General features: G+C 69.5%; 12 protein-coding genes and 2 pseudogenes. 3 read left to right on the forward strand and 11 right to left on the reverse strand.

The annotated features are described in order from the left end of the window. Window positions 1-227 precede the first annotated feature (227 nt). The 4 genes from ACFYXS_RS35735 to ACFYXS_RS35750 all read right to left on the reverse strand — a co-directional run bounded on the left by ACFYXS_RS35735 (window position 228) and on the right by ACFYXS_RS35750 (window position 5,226). The gene (locus ACFYXS_RS35735; protein WP_389255956.1) at window positions 228-2,672 is read right to left on the reverse strand and encodes a SpoIIE family protein phosphatase; all 2,445 of its coding nucleotides are present in this window, start codon (window positions 2,670-2,672) and stop codon (window positions 228-230) included. A gap of 269 nt (window positions 2,673-2,941) precedes the next feature. Further along, complete coding sequence (locus tag ACFYXS_RS35740; protein WP_389255957.1) at window positions 2,942-3,196, reverse strand: hypothetical protein; 255 nt, start codon at window positions 3,194-3,196, stop codon at window positions 2,942-2,944. 411 nt (window positions 3,197-3,607) lie between these two features. Next, entirely contained in the window at window positions 3,608-4,600 is a 993-nt protein-coding gene (locus tag ACFYXS_RS35745; protein WP_389255958.1) for a slipin family protein, read from the reverse strand. Between the two features lie 218 nt (window positions 4,601-4,818). Further along, window positions 4,819-5,226 (reverse strand): hypothetical protein, encoded by a 408-nt coding sequence (locus ACFYXS_RS35750; protein WP_389255959.1) that lies wholly within the window; start codon window positions 5,224-5,226, stop codon window positions 4,819-4,821. A 426-nt stretch (window positions 5,227-5,652) separates the two neighbouring features. On the opposite strand from ACFYXS_RS35750, the pseudogene ACFYXS_RS35755 reads away from it, so the two are divergent. Beyond that, window positions 5,653-6,362 (forward strand): annotated as a pseudogene (locus ACFYXS_RS35755) (RNA-guided endonuclease TnpB family protein). Here the strand turns inward: ACFYXS_RS35755 and ACFYXS_RS35760 are convergent. Both ACFYXS_RS35760 and ACFYXS_RS35765 read right to left on the reverse strand, forming a co-directional pair. Next, the gene (locus tag ACFYXS_RS35760; RefSeq protein ID WP_389255960.1) at window positions 6,349-9,339 is read right to left on the reverse strand and encodes a S8 family serine peptidase; all 2,991 of its coding nucleotides are present in this window, start codon (window positions 9,337-9,339) and stop codon (window positions 6,349-6,351) included. The pseudogene ACFYXS_RS35755 and the gene ACFYXS_RS35760 overlap by 14 nt on opposite strands. A 583-nt stretch (window positions 9,340-9,922) precedes the next feature. After that, window positions 9,923-10,627 carry an SDR family oxidoreductase gene (locus ACFYXS_RS35765; protein ID WP_389255961.1) on the reverse strand — a complete coding sequence of 235 codons (705 nt, stop codon included), beginning with the start codon at window positions 10,625-10,627 and terminating at the stop codon, window positions 9,923-9,925. Between the two features lie 103 nt (window positions 10,628-10,730). Here ACFYXS_RS35765 and ACFYXS_RS35770 point away from each other — a divergent pair, with 103 nt between their 5' ends. Then, window positions 10,731-11,696 (forward strand): AraC family transcriptional regulator, encoded by a 966-nt coding sequence (locus ACFYXS_RS35770; protein ID WP_389255962.1) that lies wholly within the window; start codon window positions 10,731-10,733, stop codon window positions 11,694-11,696. Between the two features lie 915 nt (window positions 11,697-12,611). Here the strand turns inward: ACFYXS_RS35770 and ACFYXS_RS35775 are convergent. The 4 genes and pseudogenes from ACFYXS_RS35775 to ACFYXS_RS35790 all read right to left on the reverse strand — a co-directional run bounded on the left by ACFYXS_RS35775 (window position 12,612) and on the right by ACFYXS_RS35790 (window position 15,361). After that, on the reverse strand, window positions 12,612-13,046 hold the full coding sequence (locus ACFYXS_RS35775; protein WP_389255963.1) for a VOC family protein: 435 nt from the start codon (window positions 13,044-13,046) through the stop codon (window positions 12,612-12,614). 278 nt (window positions 13,047-13,324) lie between these two features. Further along, window positions 13,325-13,891, reverse strand: coding sequence for a type 1 glutamine amidotransferase domain-containing protein (locus ACFYXS_RS35780; protein ID WP_389255964.1), 567 nt, complete (start codon window positions 13,889-13,891; stop codon window positions 13,325-13,327). Window positions 13,892-13,958: 67 nt separating this feature from the next. Then, window positions 13,959-14,207: pseudogene (locus tag ACFYXS_RS35785) on the reverse strand (DUF1931 family protein); the annotation flags it as partial. 263 nt (window positions 14,208-14,470) lie between these two features. Continuing rightward, window positions 14,471-15,361, reverse strand: a complete 891-nt coding sequence (locus ACFYXS_RS35790) for a LysR family transcriptional regulator (RefSeq protein WP_389255965.1) — start codon at window positions 15,359-15,361, stop codon at window positions 14,471-14,473. A gap of 266 nt (window positions 15,362-15,627) precedes the next feature. Here ACFYXS_RS35790 and ACFYXS_RS35795 point away from each other — a divergent pair, with 266 nt between their 5' ends. Continuing rightward, a complete protein-coding gene (locus tag ACFYXS_RS35795) occupies window positions 15,628-16,815 on the forward strand; it encodes an MFS transporter (RefSeq protein WP_389255966.1) in 1,188 nt (395 codons plus the stop codon). 210 nt (window positions 16,816-17,025) lie between these two features. Here ACFYXS_RS35795 and uvrA read toward each other — a convergent pair whose 3' ends face one another. Further along, complete coding sequence (gene uvrA, locus ACFYXS_RS35800) at window positions 17,026-19,494, reverse strand: excinuclease ABC subunit UvrA (RefSeq protein ID WP_389255967.1); 2,469 nt, start codon at window positions 19,492-19,494, stop codon at window positions 17,026-17,028. Between the last annotated feature and the right edge of the window lie 392 nt (window positions 19,495-19,886).

Raw genomic sequence — 19,886 nt, forward strand, 5'->3', positions numbered from 1 at the left:
GCGACGTATTTGCCGCCTGCCGTAGGCGGACCCGCCCGCGCCGGACACAGCGAAAGGCGGCGCCCCTTGGGCGCCGCCTTTATCGATCCCGTTGCCCACGTTGCGATCGACGCCGAAACCCCGTGCCACCAGCGAAAATCCGTTGGGTACCCGGCCTTGCCCCTTGGCCCGACAGGGCCGCCGCCACGGCCAGTTGCGTTTGCCGGCTCAAGTGGACGGCCTCGGTGTCAGATTCCAGGTGTCAATTCCTGTTCGGCCCAGACGATCTTCCCCTCACCCATGTTGTAACGAGTTCCGCGGCGTTGGGAGAGGCGGTTCACGAGGAGCAACCCGCGGCCGTTCTCGTCGGTGACGCGGGCGTGGCGAAGGCGCGGAAGAGTGTTGCTGGTGTCGGAGACCTCGCAGGTCACGAATTCGTCGCGAATGAGGCGGAGGGTTACCGGCCCTTTGCCGTGCCGGATGGCGTTGGTGACCAGTTCGCTCACTATGAGTTCCGTGGACGTCACCAGATGGTCCAGCCCCCAATTCGCCAACTTGCGTGCCGACAGGAATCGGGCCTTGCCGACGGCGGCCGGGTTGGGAGGCAGATCCCAGGAGGCGACCTGGCACGGGCCGAGTCCGTGGGTCTGGGCCATGAGCAGCGTGATGTCGTCGGCCGGCGGGTGCGCCGACAGGGCCTCGACGACGGCGGAGCACTGGTCGTCCAGCGGGAGGTCGCGCTGCGCCAGGACTGCCCGGAGACGGTCGGTCCCGGCGTCGATGTCCTGGGTTCGCGATTCGATCAGGCCGTCGGTGTACAGGGCGAGGACGCTGCCTTCCGGCACCGCCAGCTCAACGGCCTCGAATGAGGACAACCCCACGCCGAGCGGAGTTCCGGGTGGGAGGTCGGGGAAAGTGATACGGCCTTGCGGGTCGATGATCGCGGGCGGTGGGTGACCGGCGCGTGCCATGGTGCATCGTCTCGTCACCGGGTCGTAGATGACGTACAGGCAGGTGGCCCAAAGGACTTGAGTCGCCAGTTCCTGGACGTCGTCTTCTCGGGTGAGACGGATGATCAAATCGTCGAGGTGGGTGAGCAGGTCGTCGGGGGGCAGGTCCAAGTCGGCGAGGGCCCGTACGGCGGTACGTAGTCTGCCCATCGTCGCGGCGGCTTCGATACCGTGCCCGACCACGTCGCCGACGACCAGTGCCACCCGGGCCCCGGACAGCGGAATCACGTCGAACCAGTCTCCGCCGACCCCCGCGTCGATGTCGGCCGGCAGGTAGCGGGACGCCACGTCGACAGCGGATCCCCCGGTCAGGTGGTGAGGAAGCAGGTTGCGCTGAAGGGCCAGTGCCATGGCGCGTTCACGCGTGTACCGGTTGGCGTTCTTCAGGCCGACCGCGGCCCGCGCGACGAGTTCCTCCGCGAGGAGCAGGTCGCCTTCCTCGAACGGCATCGGGTTCTTGGAACGAGCGAAGGCGGCTACGCCCAGCGCCTCGCCACGTGTATGGATCGGCACGACCATGAAGGCGTGGATCCCGTACTTGCGGATCTTTTCGGCCCAGGCCATGCCCCGATGGGGACGGCTGTCCGGCGGCAACCTCAGAATCGTTTTGGACGGTGTGCCTGTGGACAGCACGAGGGCGTAGGTCGAGGTCGGCGGGACAGAGATCTCCTCCCCGGGCGCCCATAGCGCCTCTGGGGCCCCCTGGTTGATGGATGCCAAGCCGGCGCGGCGGAAAAGGGGGATCGGGCTGTGTGCCGGAGCCGGGTAGAGCAGGGCATCCTGGCCGAGCCGGACCGAGTCGGCCAGGTCGACGATCGCGAAGTCCGCCAGGAGCGGCACGGCGATGTCGGCCAGTTCCTGCCCCGTCCGCGCGACGTCCAAGGTGGTGCCGACACGGCTGGCGGCCTCGTCGATGATCGCCAGGCGCTCGCGGGCCCGATCCCTGTCGGCGATGTCGACCCACATGGCGCACAGAGCCGGCGGGCTGCCATCGGGGCCGTCGAGGCGGAAGTACGAGGCCTCGAAAGGGCCGTACGCGCCGACTGCCGAGAGCCATTCCGGATATTCGAGGTCGATCGCCGAGGTCCCGCTGTGCAGGACGTGCCGCATCGCCGTCTCCAGTGCTTCGGACTCGGTGCCGGGTCGTATGTCCGACAGGCGCCGGCCGAGCCGCGTCGCGGAAGGAATTCCGTCGACGAGTTCCGCGGTGCCGCTCACCCAGGTACAGCGGAGCTCCGCGTCGCGGATGCAGATCGCGACCGGTGCGCGGCCCAGCAGGGAGGACGGCCTCAGGCCTCTTGCCGCCGACGAGAGCACGGCGTCGGCTCGGGTCGCCGTGACGAGCCAACGGACGGCGCCGTCCGGCCCGGACAGCCGGGAGAGCCGCAGCCCTACTTCGAGGGCGTGCCCGTCGATGTGGCGGAGCATGACGGGGCCGGACCAGACGTCCGGGCCGTGGGAGCCCTGTGCACGGGCAGATGCCGCCGTCCAGTCCGCCGCTGATGCCAGCATGCTTGCCGCCGGGCGCCTTGTTGCCTGCGCCGGCGAATAGCCGATCAGCTGCTGGGCCGGTTGGGTCCACCTGAACACCCTGCCTTCCCCGTCGATCACCGCTATCGGCGTGCAGACCACCTCGGAGACTTCCAGAAGTGTGGGGAGAACATGTCCTTCGTTTGTCGTCATCGGAGAGGTGTCTCCTGACTGGTGTGTGCCGAACCTCGACGCGGGCCAGGCCGGTCAGCCCCACCTTCCGCGCCGGCGGTCTCGGACTCGGACCGGCTCAGAAGGTTTGGCTGCGATCGAGTCGCGCGACGGTGTCGGACAAGGCCTTCGACCGTACGCATCCCCTCGATCGCCTCTGACTGGAAGGTGGGTGCTCCGTGTCAGTGTGCCCGGCTTCTGCGCTGTGCAGATCCGGGTTTACCCGCAGCCTTCGGCCGCGCTTGCGAGCGCTACCCCACGTCCCGATTGCGGGTTTGCCGCAGAATCGGCACGTGGGTCTCCGGGTGGCGGAGGATCCATCCCGAGACCGTTCGGGGCGACGGCGGCCGGGCGGTCACCGGTGGCGGTGAGGTGCGCTTCTTGTGCAGGTACGCGCGGACACGCTGGTAGCTGCCCTTGTAGCCGAGCGACACGATCTCCTCCCACAGCTTCCACGCGTTGGTGAAGCCTCGTTCCAGCGGTCGTCCAGGTCGGCTCGTAGTCATCGAGGACGCCCGGCCGGTTCTGCCACCGGCCGGTGAACAGGTTCTCCGGCTTCGGGCGCCGGCGAACCGTTTGACGGTGTGCCAGGCCATGCCGAGCTGCCGCTGGATCGCGACCTGTTCACGAAACACCCGCCGGTCAGCGGTCGGGCCCCCACCCTGCTCGTACCGCATTGCGACGGCATACCGCAGGGATCACCACCCGGATGCCCACACGAAAACCTCAGTAGTTCGCCCACGCCGGGCAGATCCGCCGGTACGCCACCGCACCCTCCGGCATCGCATCCAACGGCGGGCCGCCCGCTCCGCCACCCCGGACCGCTGTGGGCCCCGGTGACACGCTGTCACCGAGGCCGTCGGCCGCACACCGCACCAGAACGAGACGATCGCGCCACCGCGGACGGCCGGGAACTGTCAACCGTTCAGGCATTCCTCGGCGTCCCGGCGAGTGGGCGAGTTGTCCGGCCGCTGCCGGGCCACCTTCACACGGCTGCCGGCCCGCTCTCCTGGCAGGGAGACCGACGATGCCGGGGCCGGGGCCGGGGCCGGTGCGGGGGTGGCGGGCTCCGGGATCACCGCGCCTGCGGAGAGCGTGCCGTGCCTGGTGCTCCGGCGCACGAGCTGTCCAGCGGACTCGCCGTCGCTGTCCCTGCTCTGGTGCTCGAAGAAGCGGAGCATCTCCACGGGAAACGGCATCACGAGGGTGCTGTTCTTCTCCGCGGAGACGTCCACCACGGTCTGCAGCAGCCGCAGTTGGAGTGCCCCGGGGGTGTCGGCCATGGTCGCAGCGGCGTCGGTCAGCCGCTGGGACGCCTGGAACTCTCCGTCGGCCGCGATGACCCGGGCACGGCGCTCCCGCTCGGCCTCGGCCTGCTTGGACATCGAACGCATCATCGACTCCGGAAGGGCGATGTCCTTGATCTCGACGCGTTCGATGCGCAGCCCCCAGGGCTCCTCGGTAGGGGTGTCCATCACCTTCTTGAGTTCCGCGTTGATGTGGTCGCGGTCGGAGAGCAGCGTGTCCAGGTCGGCCCTGCCGATGACCGAGCGCAGCGACGTCTGGGCGATCTGCGAGACGGCGGCGGAATAGTTGCGCACGTTCACCAGGGCCTTGACGGGGTCGATGACCCTGAAGTAGACGACCGCGTCGACGGTGAGCGTCACATTGTCGGCAGTGATGGACCCTTGCGGCGGGATACCGAGGACCTCGGTCTGTACGGACACCTTCCGCATCCGGTCCCCGATCGGTCGGATGACACGCAGGCCCGGCCCGCGGATGTCCGGCAGCAGCCGCCCGAAGCGGAACACCACGCCCTTCTCGTACTGCTGAACGTTGCGCAGGCTCAGGGCGAGCAGGACCAGCCCGGCCACGGCGCACACCGCGAGCACGGTGATCAGAATACCCATGGATGTCACTTTCCTTACGTCGATGAACGGTCCCGGCCCGAGCAGTCCGGGAAGCACACGGCGTGAGGACCCCGGCTCGTTGTCTGGGGTGCGGCCGGGGCGCGGGCTGTTGATGAGGCTGTGGTGTGTCGGTCCGCCTCAGCCGGGAGAACTCTGCGGTTCGCCGGCCCGGGCTCCGCTGCCTGTGGCCCTGGTGACCGCTGGGGTGCGCACGGCTCTCACCTCGCCGTCGGCGGAGCGGAAACGGCCGGGATCCGCGGGCGCGCCGCGGGATCGCGGACTTCGTGGCCTTCTTCGGAGTACCAGGCCGCCTGAACGGCCGGGTCGGTCTCCGACATCGTGCGCAGGAGTGCCGCCTCCGCCATCAGTCGGTGCACGTGCGAGGTACGCAGGCAGTCCCGGCCGGCGGCCATCAGCCAGAGGGCAGTGACGGCGGTTGGCTGCACCTGCCCGCCGAAGAGCACCGCACCCGGGGCGGCCGGTGGTTCGCCAAGCCCCCGGTGATCCGCCTCCGCAGCGGATCGCACGGCCATCGGCGAGGAGCCGAGGGGAGCCAAAGCGATCCGGAGTGGCGTAGAGGAGGGCGTACTTCCGGGGATCAGCGTGGGGGAAACGATCGCAGTCATGACGCGAACCCTGCTCCGGGCCGACCGAATCGGCCCGGCATGATCAAAGCGCCGAAAGTGACAGCGACGTCGAAGCCGGTGTACGAAATACCCTCGGTGACATCAGCCTACTCCGTCGAGGGTGCGAGTGGGCCCTGTGCCCCAGGTCAGCCTCAATGCTGTCTGCGCTGCTGTGCGCATGAACCGGCCCGCTCGGGTCTCGATCAGCGTGTTGCGGACGTACGGGTAGTCGGCGGTGCCCTCTTTGCAGCGTCTGCAGCCGGGCGAACATCACAAGGGTGTCCGTTTTACGGGCAGCGCAGATCAGCTGAGGGTCTTGCGCGAGTTCCGCAAGGGCGAATCCGACCTGGTCGAACGCGACGGCGAGTTCTACCTCCTTGCAACGTGCAAGGTTCCCGAGGCTGACCTCAACGCGGACCCGGCTGGGTGTTCCTCGGCGCAGACCTCGGCATCGTCAATGTCGCGACGACCTCGGAGGGCGAGATCCTCGCCGGCCGCAGGTTGAACCGGTACCGGGGCCGTCAGGCAGCGTTGCGGGCCAAGCTCCAGCGCAAGGGCACCAAATCGGCGAAGCGTCTGCTGAAGCGGGCCTGCCGTGAACGGCGGTTTGCCGCCGACACCAATCACGTCATCTCGAAACGCATCGAGGCAGAGGCTGAACGCACCTCGCGCGGGGTCGCCCTGGAAGACCTGGGCGGTATCCGTACGAGGGCTCGGCTGACTAAGCCCCAACGGGCTACGGGGTACAGCGGGTCATTCGCCCGGCTCGGACAGTTCCTGGAGTACAAGGCACGCCGTGCCGGCGTGCCACTGGTGTACGTCGACCCGGCGTGCACGAGCCGGACCTGCTCGAATGCGACTGCACAGACAGAAGGAACCGGGCCTGGCAGGCCCGGTTCCAGTGCAGGTCGTGTGGCGTCGTTGCGCACGCTGACCTGAATGCTTCCCGCAACATCGCCCGCAAGGGCGAGGCTGCGTGGATTGCGGGCGTGAGTCATGCGTCCCAGCCACCTCCTCTGCGTAGGTGGCTGGGACGCGCGAGGTCACGCGGCAGCCAGTCGCGCCCTACCTGCAAGCCCGGTCCTCCAGGGCCGGGTCAAGTGACGAAGACCGGCCTCCGGCTCAGCGTGAGCTGATCAGCAGGCCGGGCACCGCCGTTCGGCCGGTGCGGAACTCGGTGTACGCCCACTGCTCGACGTCGGGCTGGGGGCCCACCGGGTTCAGTGTCACCTGTCCGTTTCCGCCGCGCTGCACACTCGACGGCGCTGTCAACGTGGCGTTGTGCCGGTCAGCTTGCTTGGGGATGACGGTCACCCCGAGCTGGTAGGGGACGTCCGGGGAGGCTGCCGTCTGGGCGTGCACGTAGGCGGTGTAGACGCCCGGTTCCAGGAAGAACCGGACACTCCGCTCGTTGCTGTGCCACGATGCCCAGCTCCGATCGACCCGTTTGCCGTCCTTGTAGAGGTAGAGGTCGAGGTTCGTGCTGGGATCGTCCGATGCCGTCTGCACGACCAGTCCCGCCGTGTCGCGCGGCACCACGATCCTCGTGCCTTGGGTGCCCACCCCGCCGGGTGAGAAGACACCGCCGCTGACGGAGGTCGTGAGCTTCTTGTCCTTCCAGGTCACCGGCGTGTACCCCGTGGTGCGCCCGGTGAGCGGTCCGGTGAAGCCGGGCTCGAGATACCCCTGGCCCTGCCCACCGGTGCGACCGAACTCTATCCCCGTGTCGTCGTAGGGCCGCGGTGTGAAGCCCCACGGCCGCCCCGCGACGGTCAGCCGCACCCGGTGCTTGGCGCTTGTGAAGGTGAGTGAGCCGGTGGCGTAGCGGTCCCAGGTGGCGGTGCCGCGCTCGAGCGTGATGGTCACCGTCGTGGTCGCGCCGGGCTTCACCGAGAACGTTCGCGGGGTGACCGTCACCTTCATCCCGGCGAGCCCGTCGACACGCGCCGTGTACGTCTCGGCTCGAGTGCCGACGTTGGTCAGCCGCCGCACGAGCCGAACCGGCTTCGTCCCGTCGTACTCGCGCAGCGCGATCGACGGCAGGTTGATCTCCTTGCCGTCCGGGTTCGCCGCGGCCGCGAAGGCCTTGAGCTCGGCGGGGGAGGGCTCGATGACCAGTCCGGGGTCGTCGGCGGACGCCGGGCGGGGCAGGCCGGAGCCCTGGCGCAGCGGACTCGTCGTGCCCCGGGTGTCGGTGGCGCTGGTACGCAGCGCGGAGGCGGTCGCGCCGGGCGACCACTTCGCGTGCCGAGCGCGCAGCACCGCGGCCATGCCGGCCACGTGGGGGGCCGCCATGGACGTGCCCGAATACGCGTCGAACAGCCGCCCGCCGGCCACCGGTGACACTGCCGCCACCACGTCGATCCCGTCCGCGACGAGGTCGGGCTTCTGCAGTCCGGTGTGCACCTGGTCAGGCCCGTAGGACGAGAGGCCGGCCACGCTCGGCAGTCCCACCAGGCTGCTGCCGTCCCCGCCCGCGACCAGCGACGCGGTCCCGTCGGTACGGTGCGCCCACAGGTAGTTGAAGAGCTTGCCCGCCTGTTCGTCACTCCACAGGTAGACGGTCGGGAAGTCGTAGATGACGTTGAGCCGCACGTTGCCGGTCGACTGGAAGAGCACCACGCCGACGCCGCCTGCGGCCTTCACTGCGGCGACCGCGGCGACCGAGTCGATGAAGTCGCAGGCGACGATCTTGCCCTTGACCTTGGCGGGGTCGAGGCTCCCGGGCCAGCAGAACTGTGCGCCGTCGTCGAGCGATCCGGCCTGGTCGGCGAAGACGATCGGCGTGCGGCGATCCGACGGCAGCCGGTCCATCGACGTGCCGACGATGCGGGTGCCGTCGCCGAGGCGGACGGTCGACTCGTGGGACCGCTCAACTGTCGCGCCCACCGTGGTCACCCATGGCTCGGCGTTGCTGATCATTCCGGACATGCCGTCGTTGCCCGCTGAGGCCGCGACGAAGACACCGGCCAGGTACGCGTTGAGGAAGGCGTCCCCGATCGGGCTGTTCGGCTGATAGTCGCCCATCGACGACCCGATCGAGTAGTTGATCACCTGGACACCGTCGGCCACCGCCGCGTCGATCGCCGCGACGATGTCGGCGTCCGTGCCCGAGCCGCCCCACAGCGCCTTGTAGACGGCGATCCGCGCGTCGGGCGCCACCCCGGAGATCGCCCCGTAGTCGTGCCCGAGCACCATCGCGTGCTTGACGGGCAGGCCGGCCGCGGTCGATGCGGTGTGGGTGCCGTGTCCGTTCATGTCGCGGGCGGAGAGGACCTCGCCCTCGGGGAGCGAACCGTAGGTGCTGAGCCAGCCGTCGGCGAAGTACCGGGCGCCGACGATCTTGCCGTCGCAGGCAGTCGCGGGGAAGTTCTCATCGCTCTGGCACGTGCCGTGCCAGCCTGTAGGGCGCGGCATCGTGGCGGCGAACGAAGCGCTCTCCGGCCAGATTCCGGTATCGATCACCCCGATGACGACGTTGGATCCATGGACTGGCTTGGTCTGCGCGGCCTTCTGCGCCGCTGTCGTCTTCGCCGCTGCCTGTCCGGCTTGCCGCGCTTCCGGCGCGGTTGAGGTCGCGGCGTCGGCCTTGACCAGACGGGCCGGCGTCACGGCCGCAACTCGTGTGTCCCTGGCCAGCTTGGCGGCCTGATCGTCACTCAGTTTGGCGGCGAAGCCGTTGAAGGCGGTCGTGTAGGTCTGCTGCGCCCGGACACCGAAGTCGGCGAGCACGTCTCGCTGTGCTTGGCCCAGGTGCTGCCGATACCTGTCCGCCGCTACCGAATGCGGCTGGAGTTCCTGCCCGTTCACCGGCTTGGTCGGCGCAAGGCCCTTGACGCCGCCGGCGTACGAAGTGACTGGCGCCTCCCGCAGCCGTACGACGTACTGCCCGTTGATGGCTTTGGGCTGCGAGGGGGAGTGCAGCGCACCACCACCGGTGAGGGTGGGCCGGGTGTGGTCGTACTGACCCAACCTCAGATCCGGCAGGGGAGTGCCGGGCTGTGCCGTAGCAGGCTCGGCGCTCCCCAAGCCGGCGCATATAGTGGCGAATACGGTGACTATCGACGCCGCGATGAATCGGCGCCGTCTTCGAAGGCTCGCGCTCGTGGCCACGAGTCTCCTCCCATGAGGTGAAGGTTACGAATATCTGTCCTACTCAACCCTCACCCGGTTAAACCAAGATCACCGTCGAATGACGATCTGCCGCACTGGGCCCGGTCAGGGCTGACCAGCCGTCAATGTGTGTTCGCGCGGCGCTGTTTCAGCCGTGTCGTGATGCTCACCCACCGGCACGGGAGATTTCTGGGGTATGTGCTGCGTCTGCGCCGGGAGTTCTGATGGGCCACCAGTAGCTGATATGGCTCCTATTCCGCATTTTCCTGCGGTGTGTTCGGATAATGCGCGTTGCCTGGGCGCGACCGCAGCGCGCAAGCCGGATGGAACCGGCGGCATGGACCCTGGAGGGAAGGTTCCGGAGATTGCCTGGGACTCTTTCCCTTGATCGAGGCGTGGGGTCCACCGGCGGCGACTCGACGGGCCGTCGGGGGAGGGGCGGGGCGGCCGCATCCGCCTCCGCGCGATCCGACGGGCCGGAGCGGTTCGGTCGGTGGCCCGCTGCTCCGGCCGACGGGGGGCACGGACAGTACGGGAGGCGGCCTGGTGGCGACGCGCCACCGCCTCCGGCAAAGCGAGTTGCTCACGGTGCGAGGAGCGCGCCGTAGGTTTCGCGTGGGTCGGCGCTCAGCGCCGCCTTCGCCAACCGGGTGTCCTCGTCCGCGAGGACTTCCAGCACGCCGGCCTCGACACCGGCCAGGGCCTGGCGCACGACATCCGCGGGGTCGTTCTTGGGGACGTCCCATCCGCTCATCATGTCCGTGTCGGTCGAGCTCATCAGCAGGCCGGTGACTTGGGTGCCCTGCCCCGCCAGCTCCAGGCGGATGCCGTTGGTCAGGCTCCAGGCGGCCGCCTTGGCGACCGCGTAGGAGTTGGCCCCGGGATAGGAGAGCCACGACAGACGCGACAGCACGTTGAGGATCGCGCCTCCGCCGTTCGCGGCGAGCACCGGGGCGAAGGCACGCACGACCGAGAGGGTGCCGTAGAAGGACGTGTCCAGCTCGCGACGGATCTTGTCCAGGTCACCGGTGACAAGGTTCTGGTAGAGGCTGATGGCCGCGTTGTTGATCAGCAGCGTGACGTCCGATGCGGCTGCTGCCGCAGCGGTCACGGAGGCGGGGTCGAGGAGGTCGAGGCGCAGGCGCTCGGCGCCCGCGATGTCCACGCGCTCGGGGTCGCGTGCGGTCGCGTACACCTTGGCGCCGCGCGCCAGGAGCTGCTCGGCGAAGTGACGGCCCAGCCCACGAGAGGCTCCGGTGATCAGTACGGTACTGCCCGAAATCTTCATGGGTTGACCGTATGACGCAGCCCTTGAGCGTATCGATGGCTCGATGCCGCAACTACATAGCCCGTTGTCTCAGTCCAGAACCTCTACTGGGTAGCCTGTCCGTATGGATCTGCTTGCCGAGGTACTGGCCCTCTCGGACGTGCGGGGAGCCGTCGGTGCACGCATCGAGGCCGGCGAGGACTGGGGCTGGTGGTGGTCCTCCGCCAAGCCCCGCGCGTCGCTTCACGCGGTCACCGCGGGAACGGTCTGGGTGGGCCTGCCCGAAGGCCGGCCCCTTCAGTTGATGCCGGGCGACGTCGTGCTGCTGCCCGGTGGGGCCGAGCACGCGCTCGGCAGCGACCCGGCAGCGGTGGCCCGCACGGGGCCCGGCACGTTCGACGACTGGCACATCACCGGTTCCGGAACGGTGTCGATCGGCACCGGACCGGCACGCTCCCGCATCCTGTGCGCCGATTACGCTCATGACCGGACCGTCTCGACGCAGGTGCTCACCCTGCTGCCCGCAGTGGTCCACCTGCGCGCGGCCGATGACCCGGACGGGCTGGCACAGGACACCGTGCGCTTGCTGGGCCGCGAACTCGCCGCTCCGCGAGCGGCAACCGGCGTGGTCCTCGACCGGCTGGTGGACGTACTGCTCGTCCACGTGCTGCGGGCCTGGCTCGCCTCCGGAGGCACCTCCGTACCCTCCTGGCTCGGGGCTCTTGACGACCCGGTGGTGGCAGCCGCCGTGACCAAACTCCACGAGGAACCCGCCAGGCCGTGGACCACCGCCGCCCTCGCCCGCGAGGTCGGAGTCTCGCGCGCCACTCTCGACCGCCGGTTCGCCGCTGCGACCGGCGAGTCGCCAGGCGCATATCTCACCCGCTGGCGCATGGACCTCGCCGCCCGGCGCCTGCGCGACACCGACGACAGCCTCGACGCGATCGCCGCCTCGGTCGGCTACTCCTCCGGCTACGCCTTCAGCAGGGCCTTCCGCCGTGCGTGCTCGCAGTCGCCGGGCCGGTTCAGAACGACCGCTCGCACTGAGGGCGGCACATTCCCAACAACCGCCGCCACTGCGGCCGTCTGACCACCGCGTCCGACCGAGCGCCTCGCGAACACGACCGGCAGACCACCGGACCACAAGCAGCGGGCTGGCTCGGTGAGATGATCACCGGAATGTGTCCTGCGCGGCAGTGCGGCCATCCGGCACCGCTGGCGAGGCACGGACGGCCGGGTCACCGTGCTGCACGCTTCCCGGCCCGCACCACCGTTGGGACTGTCCGGGACAAGGCCGGACGACTACGACATGGCCACCTTTGCGTTCGGAGGGGGGCGACGCCCCGTTGCTCTGCACAACGGGCCTCATGGACGCCCGAAATGCCACCCGCTGCGTCAACCCGATCCTCGACCGGGACGCCACCTGGACCTGGGATTGTCCCCGTACTCTGCAGCAGCAGGTCAACAAGGATCTGGACAGCCACACCGGCAAGCGCCTGCGCGACGACCTCGCCATGGTGGCCGTTCAGACCCAGAGCCCCAGCTCGGAACTTCCTCCCTACGCAGGGGGAGCCGGAGCCGCGCACGCAGCGCGCCCGAGAGCGGTGAGCCCCAGCCCCTACCGCGCCGGCGGGGGCGAGCCGTCACTGTGGCCACGAATGAGGGCCCGGTCGGGGCGTCGCGTGAAACAGACTTCGGGAGCTCGACGTCGTCGGCCTTGGCTTTCCGCTGCGCCTGTACGTGAGCCAGCCGTTCAGCTGCGTCGCCAGGCCTCCCAGGAGGAGCTGCGATGCCTAGAACGCCCACCCCTCGACGCGCGGGAGCTACGGAGCCGAGTAGGGCTCTCATGATCTTCTCGCAGCCGCCGCGTGCAGGACCTCGTCCTTGGGGTGCTGCATTCGCGGCCCCGCTTCATCACAGGTTCGTCACTAGTCAACCGCGCCGCACGCGGTATCTGAGAGGTCCACCAGAGACGGTTCCCTGGCCTACCAGTCTTGGAGGAGACTCAGTCGAGGCAGAACTCGTTGCCCTCAAGGTCCTGCATCACAATGCAGGACTCGTTCTCGCCGTCGGCACGCATCGTTCGCACATGTACCGCTCCGAGCACGACCAGTCGTGCGCACTCGGCCTCAAGTGTGGCAAGGCGCTCCTCACCCACGAGCCCGATACCGGCCCGCACATCGAGATGCAGCCGGTTCTTGACGACCTTGCCTTCGGGAACTCGCTGGAAGAGCAGGCGCGGACCGACACCCGAGGGATCAGTGCACGCGAAGTAGATCACCTGCTCCTCAGGCGGCAGCGAGCGATGGTAGTCCTCCCACGTGGCGTAGCCCTCCGGGACCGTCGGTACGACGTACCCCAGCACCTCACACCAGAAAGCGGCGAGGCGCGCAGGTTCCTCGCAGTCGAAGGTCACTTGGAACTGCTTGATCGTTGACATTGGCGCACCGTACCAAGGGCGCCTCGCTGCCCCTTCCCCAGGTAGATCCCCACGCCGTCGAGATATCGAGTCAACTCCGCCGAAACATGGTCTGGATCGGACGCAAGGTGATCAAATCGAACAAGCCGCGAGAACGACGCAACCCTGGCGCGCAGCTGCGTGCCGAAGATTAGTTCCGGGACAGCCTTAGCTGGTCATCCTGATGGCTTGTGGGGAGTGGAGCGGGCACGCCTACTGTGGCACCGCCTGCTCCCACCGTTTGCGACCAGGCCGCCGGGTCAGCCGGGCATCGGGTGGTGCGCCTGGGCGAACTGCTCCACGATGGCGGCGCAGAAGGCGGGCAGGTCGGCCGGACTGCGGCTGGTGACCAGCTGCCCGTCGACGACCACTTCCTGGTCGGCGACGACCTCCGCGCCGGCGTTGCGCAGGTCGGTGCGGATGCTGGGCCAGGACGTCAGGCGGCGGTCGCGCAGCGCGTCGGCTTCCGCCAGGATCCACGGGCCGTGGCAGATCGATGCGACCGGTTTCCCGCTGGCCATGAAGTCCTTGACGAACTGCACCGCGTGGCGGTCCATGCGCAGCTGGTCGGGGTTCATGGTGCCGCCGGGCAGGAGCAGGGCGTGGTAGTCGTCGACGGAGGCGTCGGTGACCAGGCGGTCCACAGGGAAGGTTCCGGCCGCGTGGAGGTCGAACTGGCGGGCCTGGATCTCGCCGGGGTGTAGCGAGATAATCTCCGTCTTCGCCCCTGCGCCCTGCAGCGCACCGCGCGGCTGGTCGAGTTCCACGCGCTCGACGCCGTCGGTGGCCAGAATCCCCACCCGCATCCCCCGGAGCTCCTGTGTCATGGTACTGCTCCCTTCACGAGTCGCTGGTTGTGCGACGCGAGCGGCAGGGACATCCGGCAGGGCCAGCCTCGACGAAGTCGCCGTACCGCTTCAGGTCGTTCCTGTCCACGTCGAGGCCTGCGGCGGCACGGAAGAACCTCTCGAACTTCGACGCACCCATCACGGTCATGCCTCTCGCCTCCTCACCGAGAACGTACGGCCTCGCTCGCTCCCAGCCGCGCCGCCATCGGCTGTTACCCGGTCGAGATTTCCACAGCCCCCTGGTGAGCGCCTCCGCACCCCAGGCCGAAAAGGGCACTCCCTCTTCTCCCGGCAGGGCAGCATGAAGTGCGTAGGCTCTTTCGGCCAGCCGCCCGGCCGTTCGCGGGTTGGAGGCTGTACGGCATCGCAGCGCCTCGAACGAGAATTGCTGACGGGATAGCACGATCAGCTCGGGGAAGCAGGGCTCTGTCAAGTGCCCCGACGAGTTGGAACAGCGTGAGCGTCAGCGGATGCTGCGGCAGATGTCGCGGCCGGAGCGAGACGGACGCAGGGGGCCGGACACCACCGACGGGTGACGCCCGGGCCGTGGCCCGGGCGTCACAGGGCGATGACGTGGAGGTCGACCAGGTTGAGCAGCGCCTGCAGTGCCGAGCTGGGCCGCCGGGTCGACGACGTGCCGAGATGCATGCTCCAGCGGAGCATGGTGCCGTGGACGTCCAGGACGTGCAGGCCGGGGGTGCGGGCAACGGCGAACGCGGGCAGGAAGGCGATGCCCAGACCGTGCCGGACCAGTGCGGCCCCCATGTCGATGTCGGGCACTTCCAGTGCCACCCGGCGTACGACGCCCGCCGCCGCGAACGCCCGGTCCACCACCTCGCGGTTGCCGTAGCCCGGCGGGAAGTCCACGAAGGGCTCCCCCGCGAGGTCCGCAAGTGCCACCTCCCCCTGCTGCGCGAGCGGATGGGCGGCGCTCACCACCAGGACGAGCGGCACGGTGGCCAGCCCCCGTGCGTCGATCCCGGCGGGCTTGCGTTCGGGCAGCGACAGGAAGGCCACGTCCAGGTCCCCGCTGAGCAGCGCGTGCGCCAGTCCCGCCGAGCCGGTCGTCGCCAGTCGCAGCCGGACGTCGATCGCCGGATGCCGCGTGTGCAGCTGCCCGAGGAGCGCAGGCAGGTCCACCACCTCGACCGAGGCCATGGCGCCCACGTTCACCGTGCCGCGCAGCGTGTCCTGTGCGGCGCGCACGGCGTCCTGGGCCGCCTGGGCGGCGTGCAGGGTGGCCCGAGCCTCCGGCAGCAGCGCCGCGCCCGCCCCGGTGAGCCGGACCTGCTGCGACGTGCGCTCGAACAGCGCGCAGCCGAGCTCGCGCTCCAGGGAGCGGATCGCGGCGGACACCCCGGACTGCACCACGTGCAGCCGATGGGCGGCACGCGTGAAACTCAGCTCCTCGGCGACCGCGATGAAGTGCTCCAGCTGACGTAGCTCCACCCGAGAAGTATCACTCGCATTGCTCGAGCCCAGCAAAAACATTCGTTGGCATTGATCCTGACTGGTGAGGAGGATGGAAAGCGCCATCCACTTCCGCCCGAGGAGGGGTACCCCTGCCTGCCGTTCCGACGCCGCTGAGCCGTCTCACAGCCGACACTCCCGGCGACCCGACCCACCGGACCCCGGTACCCGCTCCCGCCGACCTGCCGCCCCGCGACCCTGCCCGGCGCCGTGCCTCGCACGCGACCGGCTTCCGGCTCGTGGCGGTGGCCTTCACCGTGCTGATGGCCTTCGGCACCGCGCCGACCCCGCTGTGGCCGCTGTACGAGGCCCGGGACCACTTCGGCGCGACCACGGTCACGGTGGCGTACGCCTCGATGGTCGTGGGCGCAGCGGCCGCATTCCTCGGCCTGGGACACCTGTCGGACCGGCTCGGCCGACGGCGCATCATCGTCCCGGCGCTTCTGGTCGGCATCGTCGCGTCGGTCGTACTGATCGCGTGGCGGGACCTGCCGGGGCTGATCGCGGGCCGGATCCTGAACGGTGTCGCACTGGGGCTGATGGCATCGACCGCGACGACGTACCTGCACGACCTCCACCACGAGGCCCGTCCGGACCGGACGGGTTCGGTGCTGCCCGGCATCGTGGCCACCGCCGCCAACCTCGGCGGCCTGGCCTCGGGACCCCTGGTCGCCGGAGCCGCCGCCGAGTGGCTTCCCACGCCCCTGATCACCACCCAGGCGATCTTCACGCTCGCCATGTCAGTGTGCCTGGCGCTGGTGCTGGGCGCCCCGGAGACCGTGGACCTGGAGCTGCCCGCGGCCGAACCGCCCAGCAGGTTCGTCCTCCGCCCCGGCGGCCGGCGGACGTTCGCCGCGGCCGGCGCGCTGGGCGCCTTCGCCTTCGCGATCCTCGGCCTGATCTCCTCCCTGGGGGCGAGCGTGCTCCACGGCACCCTGCACACCGACTCGCACCTCATGGTCGGCCTGGCGGCCTTCCTCATGTTCGGTTCCGCGGCGGCTGCCCAGCTGGTGATGGGACGCCTCCCACTGCCTCGGATCCTGATCGTGGGGGCAGTGGTCTTCCCGGTCGGCCTGCTCCTGTGCGCCGTCGCCCTCTATCATCCGGCGCTCTGGCTCTACCTGGTCGCCGTGTCCCTGTCGGGAGCCGGCTCCGGGCTGCTGTTCAAGGGAGGAGTCGAACGTGCCGGTTCAGTGGCCGAGCCCGCCTCACGGGCGGGGGTCCTCGCCGTGTTCTTCGTCGTCGCGTACCTCGGGATGGGCTTGCCGTCCGTCCTGTTCAGTATCGCCCTGCGGCACTTCGCCGTGCAGACCGCGATGATCGGCTTCGCGGCGGTCCTCTCCTGCGGCGCCGCCGTGTCGGTCGCCGTCGCGTTGCGCGACCGCGCACCCGGTCCCGGCGCGCTCTCGGCGCAGTCCGCTCGCCCTTCCTGACCTCGCTGCCGCGCATGCGACACCGGTTGTCCGGGAGGCGCGGACCTGGGCACTCGGTGCGGGCGCGTGACACGGATCCGCGGCAGACGGGAGGCCCGAGGTGTCTGCGGAATCGGCCAGTACGATCGCGCTCCCCTCCGGTGAGGAGAGCGCGGTCGTGTGTGGGAGCCCCGAACCCGGCCAGCCGGTGCTCAGCCCCTCGCGCCGTCGTCAAGAGCGCGCGAGCCGGGCCGCGAGATAGGGCGCGGTGGCGCTGCGGCGGGCCCTCGCCACCTTGGCCGGCGGGCCCGCCGCGACCACCCGCCCGCCCGCGTCGCCGCCGCCCGGCCCGAGGTCGATGATCCAGTCGGCGGTGGCGATCGTGTCCAGGTCGTGCTCGACGAGGACGACCGTGTTGCCGGCGTCGACGAGCCGGTGCAGCTGTCGCAGCAGCAGCGCAATGTCCGAGGGGTGCAGTCCCACCGTCGGCTCGTCGAGCAGGTAGAGCGCGTGCCCGCGGCGGGCTCGCTGCAGTTCGGTGGCCAGTTTGATGCGTTGCGCCTCACCACCGCTGAGTTCCGTCGCGGGCTGGCCCAGCCGCAGGTACCCCAGTCCAACCTCGCGCAACGTCTCCAGACTGCGGGAGGCGGCCGGGACGGCGGAGAGGAAATTGGCGGCGGCGTCGACGGACAGCGCCAGCACTTCCGCGATGTTCTTGCCGCGGTAGGTGACTTCCAGCGTTTCGGCGTTGTACCGGGCGCCCTGGCAGGTCGGGCACGGCGCGTAGGTCCCGGGCAGGAAGAGCAGTTCCACCGCGACGAATCCTTCGCCCTGGCAGGTCTCGCACCGCCCTTCGGGCACGTTGAAGGAGAACCGCCCGGCCGAGTAGCGCCGCGCCCTGGCCTCGTCCGTCGCCGCGTACAGCTTGCGCACCGCGTCGAACATCCCCGTGTACGTGGCCAGGTTGGACCGGGGAGTTCGGCCGATGGGCCGTTGGTCGACCCGAACCAGCCGGTCGAACGACTCGACCCCCGACGCGTCCTGGACGTCGACCTCCAACTGCGCCTCGTCGGGCTCCTCGGGTACGAGTCCGAGGTGGCTGCGGACGACCTCGGCGAGCACCTGCGTCACCAGCGTCGACTTTCCGGAACCGGACACGCCCGTCACCGCCGTCAGTACGCAGAGCGGTACGTCGACGGACATGTCGTGCAGATTGTGGCGGGAGACGCCGCGCAGGTGCAGCCAGCCGTGCGGTGTGCGGGGACGGTGATCGAGCGGCTGGGCGTGCCCGAACAGGTACCGGCTAGTGGCCGACTCCCCGACCCCTTCAAGACCGGCGACCGGGCCGCTGTACAGCACGCGTCCGCCGTCCTCGCCCGCGGCGGGGCCGATGTCGACCACCCAGTCCGCCCGCCGTACGACGTCCATGTCGTGCTCCACGACGAACAGCGAGTTGCCCGCCGCCTTGAGGCCGTCCAGCACGTCCAGGAGCGGTTCCGCGTCAGCCGGGTGCAGGCCCGCGGAGGGTTCGTCGAGGACATAGACGACGCCGAACAGCCCCGAGCGCAGTTGGGTGGCGATCCGCAAGCGCTGCGCCTCGCCGGGCGACAGGGTCGTCGAGCGGCGCCCGAGGCTGAGATATCCGAGGCCCAGGTCGAGCAGTACGTCGACCCGCGCGACCAGATCGCCGCAGATCCGGACCGCGACCTCGGTGGTCTCCCCGGATCGGGCGGTCGACGTGGTGGCGTCGGCCTTGGAGCGCCCCGCGACGGGCCGCAGCAGCGCCACGACCTCGGTGAGCGGCATCGCGTTGATCTCGGCGATCGAACGTCCGGCGAAGGTCACGGCGAGCGCCTCGGGGCGCAGTCCGCTGCCGTGACACGCGGGGCAGGGCACACTCCTGACGAACCGGAGCGCCCGTTCGCGCATCTTCTCGCTCTTGGAGTCGGCGAGGACGTGCATGACGTGCTTGCGGGCGCTCCAGAACTTGCCCTGGTAGCCGTAGTCGACGCGGTCCTCCTCCGGCTCGATGTACACGGAGGGCTGCTCGTCCGTGTACAGCAGCCAGTCCCGTTCCTTCTTCCTGAGCTTGCGCCACGGTCGGTCGATGTCGATCCCCAGGCCGCTCACGACACTGCGCAGGTTGGCGCCCTGCCAGGCGCCCGGCCAGGCGGCGATCGCCCCCTCGCGGATGCTCAGCGAGGGGTCCGGGACGAGCAGGTCCTCGGCGACATCGTGCACGACGCCCAGTCCGTGGCACTCCGGACAGGCGCCGGCCGCGGTGTTGGGTGAGAACGACTCGGCTCCCAGCCGTGCGGCCCTGGGCGGATAGGTGCCGGCGCGGGAGTACAGCATGCGCAGCAGATTGGACAGCGTGGTGATGGTGCCGACCGTCGAACGCGAGCTGGGGGACCCGCGTCGCTGCTGCAGGGCCACGGCGGGTGGCAATCCGGTGATCTCCTGCACGTGCGGTGCGCCGACCTGTTGCAACAGCCTTCGGGCGTACGGTGCTACGGACTCGAAGTAGCGCCGCTGGGCCTCCGCGTAGAGCGTGCCGAACGCGAGCGAGGACTTGCCCGAACCTGAGACGCCGGTGAAGGCGACCATCGCGTCCCGCGGAACGTCGACATCGATGTTCCGCAGGTTGTTCTCACTGGCGCCCCGGACATGCACGAAAGGGTCGGTCGCGTCCTTGTTCACCGTTCCTGGTTACCGGATCGCGCCGGGAACCGCGCGACAGGCGCCGTCACCAGGCCTCGCGCACACGAGCGTCCGGAGTGTCCCGAATCCACGCTGGAGGGCCTTTCCCTTCCGGACTTGAACTGGCGCCCCGCCCGGGTGTGGCCGGCGGAGCCCGGAAATGACCCCCGGTGTGGCCGAGGTGTGTCCGGAAGGAGGGTGAGACCCCGTGACCGATCTTCGCCACCCTGCAAGGCGCACTGCAGCGCCAGAATCAAGGCCTCTGTTGCCACCGCCGCCGCGCATGAACTCTTCGCGGCCGCGACACAGTTCGGCGAGGGCCCGCAACTGCTGCTCGACCGCTATGGGGCCGGGGCCCGGCCGCGGTCATCCGCAGGGGTCTGACCTTTTCG

This window comes from Streptomyces sp. NPDC002574 (assembly GCF_042889545.1).
GTDB lineage: Bacteria > Actinomycetota > Actinomycetes > Streptomycetales > Streptomycetaceae > Actinacidiphila.